General features: G+C 48.0%; 7 protein-coding genes. 2 read left to right on the top strand and 5 right to left on the bottom strand.

The features are described 5' to 3' along the window. Positions 1–18: 18 nt before the first annotated feature. The 4 genes from aqpZ to CSR04_RS08420 all read right to left on the bottom strand — a co-directional run bounded on the left by aqpZ (position 19) and on the right by CSR04_RS08420 (position 5,023). On the bottom strand, positions 19–708 hold the full coding sequence (gene aqpZ, locus CSR04_RS08435; RefSeq protein WP_102795978.1) for an aquaporin Z: 690 nt from the start codon (positions 706–708) through the stop codon (positions 19–21). A gap of 709 nt (positions 709–1,417) precedes the next feature. Continuing rightward, positions 1,418–2,011: a hypothetical protein gene (locus tag CSR04_RS08430; protein WP_102795827.1), complete on the bottom strand. Its 594-nt coding sequence runs from the start codon at positions 2,009–2,011 to the stop codon at positions 1,418–1,420. 700 nt (positions 2,012–2,711) lie between these two features. Beyond that, positions 2,712–3,761, bottom strand: a complete 1,050-nt coding sequence (locus tag CSR04_RS08425) for a hypothetical protein (RefSeq protein WP_102795826.1) — start codon at positions 3,759–3,761, stop codon at positions 2,712–2,714. Next, the gene (locus CSR04_RS08420; RefSeq protein WP_102795825.1) at positions 3,761–5,023 is read right to left on the bottom strand and encodes a hypothetical protein; all 1,263 of its coding nucleotides are present in this window, start codon (positions 5,021–5,023) and stop codon (positions 3,761–3,763) included. Before CSR04_RS08420 ends, CSR04_RS08425 begins: the two co-directional genes overlap by 1 nt. 775 nt (positions 5,024–5,798) lie before the next feature. On the opposite strand from CSR04_RS08420, the gene CSR04_RS08415 reads away from it, so the two are divergent. Both CSR04_RS08415 and CSR04_RS08410 read left to right on the top strand, forming a co-directional pair. Next, positions 5,799–8,351: a TonB-dependent receptor gene (locus tag CSR04_RS08415; protein ID WP_102795824.1), complete on the top strand. Its 2,553-nt coding sequence runs from the start codon at positions 5,799–5,801 to the stop codon at positions 8,349–8,351. A 231-nt stretch (positions 8,352–8,582) separates the two neighbouring features. Beyond that, entirely contained in the window at positions 8,583–9,983 is a 1,401-nt protein-coding gene (locus CSR04_RS08410; protein WP_245921467.1) for a TonB family protein, read from the top strand. Positions 9,984–10,014: 31 nt separating this feature from the next. Here the strand turns inward: CSR04_RS08410 and CSR04_RS08405 are convergent, their stop codons facing one another. Then, complete coding sequence (locus CSR04_RS08405) at positions 10,015–12,048, bottom strand: winged helix-turn-helix domain-containing protein (protein WP_172449287.1); 2,034 nt, start codon at positions 12,046–12,048, stop codon at positions 10,015–10,017. Positions 12,049–12,059 lie beyond the last annotated feature (11 nt).

Genomic DNA, 12,059 nt, shown 5'->3' with positions numbered 1-12,059 from the left:
CGATTAGGCATGCCTGACTCAGTCGTCTGACTTTCCGATAAATCGATAAACAGCTGCGCCGATAGCGCCACCAACAAGCGGTGCCACCCAGAAAAGCCACAGCTGTGCAGTGGCCCAATCGCCGACATATAAGGCTACACCTGTGCTTCGTGCAGGATTGACTGAAGTGTTCGTGACGGGGATGCTGATAAGATGTATCAGGGTCAAACCCAAGCCAATGGCAATCGGCGCAAAACCAGCAGGCGCACGCTTGTCCGTAGCACCCAGAATGATCAAGACAAACATCATCGTCATTACGACCTCGGTAATCAGAGCAGCTTGCATGGTGTAGCCGCCCGGCGAGTGCTTAGCATAACCGTTTGACGCGAATCCGCCTGTTATATCAAAACCAGCCTGCCCCGAAGCGATAAGGTACAAAACGCCCCCCGCTAAGATGCCACCAAGCACTTGCGCGGCTATATAAGGCAGAAGTTCCTTTGCCGGGAACCTACCACCTACCCAAAGCCCAACCGAAACCGCCGGGTTTAAATGACAGCCTGAAATATGTCCTATTGCATAGGCCATCGTCAGTACAGTCAGACCGAAGGCCAGAGACACACCCAGCAGCCCAATGCCAACTTCCGGGAACGCCGCAGCGAGCACAGCACTACCGCACCCGCCAAGAACCAACCAAAATGTACCTATAAACTCAGCAGCATATTTCTTCACTGTCATCCCCTATTCAGTTTGTGAATTGTCCTGGCTCGCTTTAGCGTCAGTCTGAAAGCGCTTGTTATGTGCGTACCTCTACAGATTAAAAGAGTTAACTTTTGAACCACAGAAAAAGCAATGAGTCCTCTTTTTCCGGGGGGATGCCACGCTTATATGGCAACCATTGAGGAGAACTATCCATGCCTGATTTCAACTATTTCTATGGCATTGACTTTGCCAAACTGAGTTTTAGTATCAACGGCGAAGACTGCTATGGCAAGGTCTTGAATGCATGACCTCCTTGTCATTTATGACATGCCCTCCATGGCATGCCAGTCCCATTTCTTTACTGCGCGGTAAAGAAACGAGACGCAAAGAAAGCGCGCCCGCTGGATTCCCAACTACGTCAGTCCAGGGCACTACTAAAAGGCGGTCGTGAAAACGACGTTCCAGACGCGTCTTCCACTCAATTTGCTCCAGGCAAATTGCCCACCTTTTAGCAGCGCCCTGAACCGACCGGGAATTTTTTAGCGGGGGGCAAAGCGGCTCGGGCCGCTTAAGGGGGGCACCTGATTGATGTTTTTGTCGGTTAATGTCTGCTTTGTGCCAATCGCGGAGATTGACTGCAATAAAGGTCTTGTCACCGCCTAATTCTCTCAAACTGTTTCAACAACTACGACCCCTTGATCGAAGTGTAGCGGAAAACCAGTCCGGCAACATGGGCTTGTTAAGTTGTGTCTGCATTTGCGACAAAGTAATCATAATATTTTCGCGCCTCTTCCTCTGGCCCTAGCGCAACATCAATGAGCATTTTAAGACTCCACACGGGACCGGGGACTACTTGCTCTAAGTCTAGGTCTTCGGGGTAAGCTTCTGGGTCTACCGCCATTTCTAAGTTTTCAAACCACCAAATCTCTATTTTTCTTAGTAAACCGATCATTTCTTCAAACGCTTCGGCGACATCAAAGTCTACACCTGATGACGCAAACGTTAGCATTTCGTGAGCTAAGGTGTTACGACACCTTTTAATATGTTCGAATCTCTCTAAATCTTTATCATCAATAGCATCCATATCTTGTAGCCATTTCAATGATGCATAGAGAGGGCTTCTGTTTAGGATGAGCACCTTTTCTTTATATTCAGGACTAATAATCATCCCATTTTCATCAAATCCATTTGTGAAAAAACCTTCGATCTTCTCAATAATACTTCTCTTGAGCATTTCGAAGGCCATCGAAAAGATAGAAGCAGTAATAATATTTGTTTTAAGCGTCTCAGGATGAAGTGCTCGCTCCCATGATGCTTTAACTTTTTCATCCATGCTCGCTCTCTATAGCGAAACTTAACGAATGATATGGACTTCCCCTTTCCCGGAGTTTTGCCAAACTTAAGTGGCAACTGTTGAGGAGAACTGTCCATGCCTGATTTCAACTATTTCTATGGCATTGTTTAGCCAAATTGGGTTTTAGTATCCATGGTGAAGATTGTCGTGGCAAGGTTTGAATAACATGACTTCCATGTCCTTTATGACATGCCCTCCATGGCATGCCAGTCCCATTTACAACAGGCGTCCTGCCTGTTGCCCTGTGCGCCAGCTAAAGCTGTTCAATCTGGTTCCAGACCAGATTGTCTTTACTGCGCGGTAAAGAAACGAGACGCAAAGAAAGCGCGCCCGCTGGATTCCCAACAACGTCAGCCCAGGCCACTACTAAAAGGTGGTCGTGAAAACGACGTTCCAGACGCGTCTTCCACTCAATTCGCTCCCAGCAAATTGCCCACCTTTTAGTAGCGCCCTGAACCGACCGGGAATTTTTTAGCGGGGGCAAAGCGGCTTGGGCCGCTTAAGGGGAGGCACCTGATTGATGTTTTTGTCGGTTAATGTCTGCTTTGTGCCAATCGCGGAGATTGACTGCAATAAAGGTCTTGTCACCGCCTAATTCTCTCAAACTGTTTCAACAACTACGACCCCTTGATCGCAGAGTGTTGTGGGGACTGGGGGCTAGAACCCCCCGGTTACCCGGTTATAACGTGCTTACGACCTCACTGAAAGTTTTCCTATTAATTCCCCAGCAATCAAGTAAACAGCCAATCACTCCTCTAAGTTCGATGGAAGACTGCGAGTGATTTCTAAATAATCTACTCATTGCAAGACTCTCAAGCTCTTTTGCAGATGAGAAAGTACTTTTTCCGACTTCTGCCTTAGCAAAATATTCGCCAAGGATGGCGGTTGGCAAGGAATCAAAATCCGCCATTACCTTAGTACGCACTTGTGAAGATATAGATTTTCCTTCAGGTGCAAATTGTTCGACCAGAGACAAGGATAGAGATAACATTTTAGTAACTCCTTCCCTCCCTTTTGAGCCAAACGTAAAGCCTTCAACAAGCTTATTTATTCTATTATCATGATCTAAAAAAGATAACTCCTTTAATACAAAGTCGACGCCAACACAAAACAGAGATAAAGTGTAATAAAAGCATCTAATAGCGAGTTCTAGCTGACTTGGTTTTGTTAATATTTGTTCCGCAAAAAATCTAGACACCTCAAGCCATCGATTACATTCATCAAAGCTAATCTCTTTGGATAATAGGCTTTTGCACTTAACAATTTGTCCCTTCCAATCGCCGTCAAGCTTACCTAGGCTGTACTTTTCTATCTCAGAAAAAAATTCTTCATCGGAAAGTCGGCTATTCAAGAAACCCTCTGATTTATTAAGCTTGGACAAAAAACTTCCATCCAAAACCAATACATCCAAATCAGAACCAAAGTCCTTAACTTCTTTTCTCTTATCAGTTGTTGCAACAATTACTTTATTTGCCTTAATAGCTTTAGCTAGACCTTTAGCCCAGAATATCCGTTCTATTGCTTGCGGCGTTTTTTTGTTCTTCACATCGACAATAGTAATACTTCTGGTGAGAGACGATTCTCTACTATATAGCCAAAGATCAATATCTGTTACATCAAATCCTTCATATACAAATGGAACACCACGAACAACAAAATAGCCTGACTGCATAAAATAATGTCTAAGCTGTTCTTCCATTTCGAAGCCTTTCGGTAATTTTGGGGCCATTAGAAACCTCCGCCTGTTCTTAATGCACTAATCATATCATTGGTTTCAAATGGACTTTTCTGTATTTGCTCTCTGCGAATAATTTCGCGATTTGCTTCAGGCCCTCTAAATTTTGTAATTGCAGCGCCAGGCAATGATTGAATTGATTGCTCGCTAACATCGCCCTGCCTTATAGCTAGCAAGGCCAATTCTCCAACCTCTTTTTTCAGAAGCCTCATTAGCGGGCCACTTCGGCGTCCTTTCGATCCATGTCGAATTGCAACAACTCCTTTCAACTCTAGAATTTTATAGTCCTGTCCAATTGCACTAACAGGCCCGACTTCTCTGCCTTCTATTAACGCTCCTAGTAAGCGATCAATCATGGAAATTTGGCCTCGCGCATATGAGCTTTTAGTCATTCCATAAGTCAAAGAAGCCACAAATGCTTTAGCCAAGTCGAATGCGTCATCAACCATAGAACTGCTGTATTTTGAAAATGCCGAAGGCAATGTTAAATAACCAACTTCCTCCTGGCTATTGCTAACAACATTAATATCAAAGAAGCCTATAGAGCTTACTTTTCTAAAAAGATTATCTCCCAGCATTTTCACAGCATCTGCATGCGGTAGGCAGGCTTTTTTCTTAAGAACTTCAGTCAGTTCCAAAAGCGCAGATTGCTCTTGCGTGCTTAATGAATCTAGGACTGCCTTAGTTTTTATCGCTGAATCACGTCTAAACAAGTTGCCATTAAAAATCAAGTTCTCACTTTTTGTGATAGGCTCAATATCTACAAAACCAATTTTCTCTGAGTCGTAGAATAACTGTTTTACATCATTGGCAGCCAATTTATACGTATCCGATAGCTTTTCTGAGACTTCATTACTACTTATTGGTTTATTGGATGCTATTTCAGCTAGCTCTATAGCTGACAATTCAATATTTCTTGGCTCAAGTGATTCAAAAATGTTTGCCGTATGCTGGAGTGCGGAAATTGTAGTCACACCTAAAACCCCAACACCATTACTTGCCACATCAATTAACTCTTGCTCTTTTAGAATATCAAGCAGCTTAGGGAGCTCAAAAGCCGTATTGATATTCGATGCATTTGCCAACACATGTAGCCTTTCATTTGTGATAACACTTTGATTAGATTCTGATATTGCAGAGAGCAGAATGCCGGCTTTACCAGCAACAAAAGTATTCTGGTAATCACCTTGGTTAGTTACATTCTGAAGTTTATTTGTATGGTGAATTAGCCAAGAGCCTTGTACTTTCTTATCCATCCATCATCGTCCTAATTTTAATGGCACGTCATAACAGTTTAATAGACAGCGAAGCGCCGTGTTTAAACACGGCGTTTCGCCGTACTTTCGCATAGCCATTTTTTAGCATGCTTATAACCCTTTGCCTAGCATGAGTTTTTTGGGCTGCCCCAAGATGGTGCCGGGCAGAGGCGAGCTGGTTCCTTACTATTGCTGTTATACGGATGCTTGCTTGGGGTTGTTTGAAAATTCAGCGATTCGTAAGCGTTGATGATAGCTTTTTCCTCGGTGCGCTCAGAAGTAGTCGCCGAGGAAATGGCCAGTTAATTATCTGTTGCAGCGGTTGTGCCTGGACCTGAGGTTGTCACACTTCCATACATCACTCTGTTTAAAAATGTGCGAGGTAACACTTCAGATCTGGTCGCTTTATCTCACCGCCTTTGGGTACTCATTCACTGCATCTATTTCTCCACTTCTGAGCCTTGATACCAGACATTTTCTTCAGGTCTTTACCAAGTCAGCTTGGTTTTTTGTTAGCAAATTGGCTTTCCCTTGGCCGATGTTCAGCTAGTACGAACAAAAATGATGGATTGTTTAACTTCATATTATTCAGCTGGTTAGTCTTTCATTCACAACTTTTCACAGCACTTCAAGACACTTCATCCGGCCTCATTTACAAAAATTTTGCATCTGCCGGGCGAGGGCCGCGGTGGGTTCTCCCGGTAATCAAGTCGGCCAGGCCGAAACGTCCGGGATGGGTGTGCAAAGCAGATAAAAATACAAGGGGATCATAACAATGCATCAGTTCAACAAGGCCAGGGTGACCTGTGCCATTCAATTGGCCTTAATCGCCGGATTAGGTTTACAAAGCCATGCCGTAATGGCGCAGCAACAGTCAGCCACTGATGAAGTGGAAACCATACAGATTAAAGGCATTCGCGGCAGCGTGGTGAAATCGCTGAATAACAAGCGCTTTTCCGACAGCATTGTGGATGCCATTACCGCCGAGGATATTGGTAAATTTCCGGATCAGAATGTGGCAGAGTCGCTGCAACGTATTACCGGCGTTTCTATCACCCGTGGTTATGGTGAAGGCGAGCGGGTCAGCATTCGTGGGACCACAGAAAGTCAGAACCGCACCTTGTTAAATGGTCAGGCGGTGGGCTCGGCGGATTGGTGGACTAACTCGGCGCCCAGCCGTGGCTTTAACTATACGATGCTGCCCTCGGAAATTGTTTCGGGGCTGGAGGTGTATAAGTCCCCCCAGGCCGATGTGGACGAAGGCTCCATTGGCGGCACCATCGTAGTGAAAACCCGTAAGCCGCTGGATTTGGACGCCAATTCGATATTTGGCTCGGCGATGGCGCAGCACAGCCAGGTATCGGGCGAGACTGATCCGGTGCTATCGGGTTTGTACAGCTGGAAAAACACCGATGAGACCTTTGGTGTGTTGTTCTCTGTGATCCGTCAGCAGCGCAACTTGCAGCGCCACGGTATTGAAGCCTGGAGTTGGGATCACCGCGATATCACTCTGGAAGACGGCACGGTATATGAAAACCTGTATAGTTCCGGCGGCGGCGGTTCAGCACGCTTTAGTCAGGAGCGGGTCAGAACAGGTCTGAACGCGGTGTTGCAATGGCGCCCGCAGGACAATCTGGAAACCAGCCTGAATATTCTGGACTCCACCTTAGACGCGGATAACGAAAACCAGAACTTTCTGTGGTTGCCGGAGTATAACGGCTCAAAGTATCAGGATGTGACGATTGTCAGCCACGATGTGGTAGGTAACTTCCTGGCAGCCGGTACATTAGGCCTGGCACCCGAGGGGCAGGACAACATTCTGGATGAAACCAAGGTACGTAATTCCAAATTAAAGACCAAGGTATATGACTTCACGCTTAAGCATGAGGGTGATATCTGGGAAAGCCGTCTGCAGGCAGGTTATACCGAGGGCAGTGGTGGCTCACAGGCGGATCGAAGTGTCGGTTGGGGCGGTAACTATGTGCATAGTTATGACGCCTCCAAGGTCGAAAGCATTGAGACCCGCTATGATGCGGACCCAAAAGATGGCGAACAATGGGACCTGAGCTTTTTACGCTACGACAATAACCTGGCCGACGATGAGGAAACCTACCTGCAAACAGACTTTTCCCGGCCGTTGGAATTATCGGTTTTTGACAAACTGAAATTTGGCGTTAAGTATCGCGACCATTCGCGTTTTAACACCAAAAACACCACCGATGCACGTACCGATCTGAACTGGCGTCTGGCTGATTACTCCCTGGAGATGCCCGGCGGCTTCCTGTCCGGGCAGGGCACAGCGGGCACGCTGCGCGACTACGCTATTACCGATTCAGATAAAGTGCGGGCTGAAGGGGATGCGCTTAACTGGGATTATCGGGTACTTAAGGCCAGTACCTTTGAAGTGAAAGAAAAGATCCTGGCTGGCTACGTTATGGCCGATATTGACGTGGAGGGGATGCGCGGCAACCTTGGGGTGCGGGTGGTGCAAACCAGACAGACATCCAGTGCTTATGAAGGCGAAGTGTGGATCAGCAAAGAAAAGGATTATCTGGATGTCCTGCCCAGTCTGAATCTGGCCATTGATTTGGATACAGATCTGATCATGCGATTTGGCGCGGCCAGGGTCATGTCCCGCCCGGACTACAATGCCATGACCGCGTCCACCTCATATAACACCGAAACCCGCACTGGCACCGGCGGTAATCCCGATATCGACCCTTACTATGCTAACCAGTTTGACCTTAGCCTGGAATGGTATTTCAGTGAGGCAGGTATCTTCTCGGCGGCGTATTTTCATAAAGATGTGCAGTCTTTCCTCGACAGTGTGACGTCCTTTGAACGCTTTGAGGGCGAAGATATTCGTATCAGTCGCCCCAGCAATGGTAAAGGCGGCACTATTCAGGGGCTGGAGCTGGGATATCAGCAAGAGCTATATCAAGGCTTGGGGCTGATGGCTAACTACACATACGTAGATGGTGAAGCCAAAGACGGGCAAGGGAACGATATCACGATTCCGGGTAATTCTGAGCATACCGTCAATGTTAGTGCTTACTATGAAAATGACGTGTTAAGCGGCAGGATTTCCTATAACTATCGTACCGGTTACGACTCGGGCTTTGACTGGCCTGGCTATATCGATGATTACGGTCAGTTGGATGCCAACGTTTCCTATAAGGTCAATGACAACCTGACTCTGGTACTTGAGGGGATTAACCTGACCGATGAACTGATTTTCAGTTACCAGGAAAAAGGTGTGGAAAATGCCCTGACTGGCTTATATCGCGACGGTCGCCGATATGTGGCAGGGGTTAGATTTAATTTTTAATGGGTTTTGACAACAACTAGGGGTGCCCTCTCATAGTGCTGTCTGCAAGGCCTCTTACCTTCGGGTTGGAGGCCTTTTTTGCTCGCGGCTAAGGAAAATCTGGCCTGCAGGAACTATCCAGGCTTATTAAATTTTTATTTTGAATCAAGTATATAGCAGACAATGGCGATTATTTGAGTAAAATGGACCTTTGCGCAGATGCTAACGGACCATTAAAACGGGAAGCTATTGTTGAGATCAGTTCTGTTCGGCTTGTTCGCCTCGATAGCCATACTGTCTGTCAGTCTGGCGGCGAAGGCAGATCTGTTGACAGCCACCATTGCTTACCAGCAGCAACATTTTGAACAGGCCAGGCAGGAGTTTTTGCAACTGGCCAGGCTGGGAAATGTGGATGCCTTGTATAATCTTGGCGTCATGAATCTGCATGGCCAGGGCCAGGACAAAGACCACGCCAGAGCCTTTGCCTGGTTTTCCATTGCCGCCGATTTTGGCCTGTCTGAAGCGGCGTCAGCCGCCAGTCTGGTGTATCAACAGGTTGACGATAAAGACCCGCTCAGTGCATTAAAACAAAGTCTGGAACAGGACTTTGGCTATCAGCATTATCAACGCACCTTACAGCCGCATTTTGTCTCTAGTGTCAGCCAGGAGGAAGATCTGGCGCCACAGCGTAGCCATTTTCTTGAGCCTGTGTATCCTCCGGAAGCCTACAAGAAAGGTCTGGAAGGCTGGGTATGGCTGGAGTTTGATATCGACCCCAGTGGCGCTGTGAAAGATCTGGAAATAATCGATGCTTACCCGCCACAGGAATTTGAGCGGGCCATTTATAATGCCGTCAGCCGCTGGCGTTACCAGCCATTGCTAAAGGGGCAAGAAGCGCAGACCTATCACAGCCGTTCGTTGCTCTATCATTTCAGTACCCACAAGGGGCGTCGCTACCGGGAGAGCTTTTCGCGGCAAAGCAATGCCTATCAACAACGTATCAGTGAATTGATTGAACGCGCCGAACAGGGCGATGCGCTGGTGCAGTATTATATTTCCAACTGGCTGATGACCGAACAAAGCAATGCTGCCTTGTTGTTACGTCGCCATTATCAGCAGGAAAATGCCCAGGGGGAAGTGCTGCTGGGCGCGGCCAAAAACGGTTATGCCCTGGCCCAGTATCGACTGGGCAGCAGTTTATTACGCGGGCAACTGGCACAGTCAGACCGGCAAAAAGGCCTGAATTGGGTGTTACAGGCCGCTCAGTCTGGTTTGGCCGTGGCACAATATCGCCTGGCCAGGGAAATACTCGACAGCAGCGATATTCAACAAGACAAGGAAAAGGCCACAAACTGGCTTAGTCAGGCGGCAAAGCAGGGGCATTTTCGTGCCATTCGCGACCTGGCTGAATTGCATTTGCAACAGCAAAACTGGCAGGCCGTGACCGCACTTGTGGCGCAGGGGCTGCAGCAAGACGATGACCACCCACAGTTGCTGTTTATTCAGGCCAGATTATTGGCCGGTCAAAATGAGTTTCAGGCCGCGCGTAAAAAGGCCAGCCAAGCCATAGACGAAGCGCAAAGCCGCGGCTGGTATCAACAGGATATGCAGGCCTGGCTGGTGCAGCAGAGTAAAAACCAGCTATCCGACTAAGCACCAACCAGATTGATTTGCATAGCTGCATTCAACGTTGCCTGAGCATCAGGTTATTTTGCTGGGATTCCAGTAAGCTGATAACCAATTGCTGCTGCTCTGGATTGACCGCCAGACTAAGCGGCAGGCCACGATTGTCTGGGCAGCGATTTAGCTGATGCAGCAGTTGCACTTCACCGCTTTGTCTGTTCAGAACCAATATATCCAATTGATTCAGGCCGGGCAGGGCAAAATACAGTTCAGAGGATGTCAGGGCCGGGCGCATATAATCGAAGGCCTGCTCAAGTCGCTCATGGGAAACTTCGGGCAAAGCCTGTTGCATCAGGGTCAGTATCTGCTCGCGATAGGTAGCAAAACTGGGATTTGGTATGGCCGGATTTTCCTTATCATCTATCAGGTCAATCTGTTGCTTGGTCAGGTCTAATCGCCCGCGGATCGCTTTATCCTGTTGCAAGGCACTGAAATACAGTTGTTGCTCATCATCCTGCCAGTAAAGGGTGGAAACCTCGGTAAAATCTGTCAGCAGTGGTTGATAGCTGCGCGCGTAAAGGTTAAGCAGAAACACGCGCTGACGTTTGTCCTGCAAGAGTAAAAATGTGCCCTGTGGCGACCAGCTCAGAAAATCGGGCTGAATATCTTCGGGCAGCGAGCTGATTAAAGTCGCGATGGGCTTGTGGCTATGTTTTACCCAGACTTCCTGATGAACCTGCTGATCCACATAGTCGAAATATTGTGAGATATAAGCAGTCTGCAAACCATCGGCAGAAATGGCCGGTAAATATTCCATATTGGGAGAGGAAGTCAGGGCTTGTAACTTTGCCGGCGATGACAATGCCAGCGTAAACAGGTTAGCCTGCAGGTTGCCGCTGGAAAGGAATAGCTCGTCAACCTTATCGTTATGAATTTGCGCCACGTCCTGGATAAAACCTGGAGGCACCCGCAGAGGTTGGACATTACTGTGTATATCTGCCAGTAGCAGCTGTTGACCGGTTAACCAGAAACGTTGTCCTGCTTCCTGCCATTTCAACGTGGCGACCGGCGGTATCACCCTGAGCAGTTCAGCTGTCTGTTGTTTGTCCTGCCAAAAATAACTCAGTCTGAGATGTTTATGGTGCTGGTTAAGCAGCAACAGATGCTGGCCGCTGTTGTCCACGTCAAAGTCTCTAACCTGCTGCCAGCTTGTTTGTTCCGACATACTGCTGATGTCAAACCTGAGCAGACGAGAGGTGAGGGGATCCAGATAATACAGGCCGCTTTCAGTCCAGCGCAGTTTTTTATGCCCGCTATCGGGCTGACAATCTGTGGCGGCTTTGTCTTTGGCTAAACGCCAGGTTTCCACCGGGCCGCTCAAATCCAGTATACGAATCTGGCAGCTAAAGGCGTTTTGGCGGATATACGCCAGGGCGTTACCCTCTGGTGACCAGGCGGGAGACAGCTCGTCATAGCCACTTTGTCTGATGCCATGAATATTGCCGCTTTGCCTGTCGTACACCATGATATCGCGCAGGCCGCTTTGTTCGTCCTGCTGGGTAAACAGCAGATAGCGATGGTTGTGAGAAAGAGTAAGAAAGGCCTCATCACCCGGACTGGCAGTCAGTTGCGCCTTATGTTGATAAGATTCGGGGGGACGCGGCCAAAGCGCCCAGGCCAAAAAAGCGCACAATAAGATGCCTGACAGAGTGCTGAGCACGGCGTTTTGCAGGGATATCCGCAGCGGTTCGGTTTGCATGGCATCCAGATACTGGATATCTGCCACCAACTGATAACCTTTGCGTGGTACGGTGCGAATAAAGGTTGGACTGTCTTTGGGCTCCTGCAGTGACTTACGCAACTGGGTAATGGCCTGGCTGACCGAATTGTCGCTGACCACCACATCCGGCCAGATGGCATCCATAATTTGCTGGCGCGAGACGGCCTGCCCTGGGTGGTTTATCAGCAACCTGAGTAGTGCCAGTTGTCTGGCCTCAATATCGTACCAGATACCGTCAATCTGCAACTTCAGGGCGGCGAAATCCACCAGGACCTGGTTCAGTCGAATCCGGTTAATGCTACCCAGTTCTGTCAACGGCTTTTCAG

The sequence above is a fragment of the Bowmanella denitrificans genome (assembly GCF_002887595.1).
Lineage (GTDB): Bacteria > Pseudomonadota > Gammaproteobacteria > Enterobacterales > Alteromonadaceae > Bowmanella > Bowmanella denitrificans.
This window is presented reverse-complemented; position numbering and strand designations above follow the sequence as displayed.

Bases quoted from the DNA above. Each gene is read 5' to 3' on its own strand.
- CSR04_RS08430 (WP_102795827.1), bottom strand. From the start codon at position 2,011: ATGGATGAAAAAGTTAAAGCATCATGGGAGCGAGCACTTCATCCTGAG.
- CSR04_RS08425 (WP_102795826.1), bottom strand. From the start codon at position 3,761: ATGGCCCCAAAATTACCGAAAGGCTTCGAAATGGAAGAACAGCTTAGA.
- CSR04_RS08420 (WP_102795825.1), bottom strand. From the start codon at position 5,023: ATGGATAAGAAAGTACAAGGCTCTTGGCTAATTCACCATACAAATAAA.
- CSR04_RS08415 (WP_102795824.1), top strand. From the start codon at position 5,799: ATGCATCAGTTCAACAAGGCCAGGGTGACCTGTGCCATTCAATTGGCC.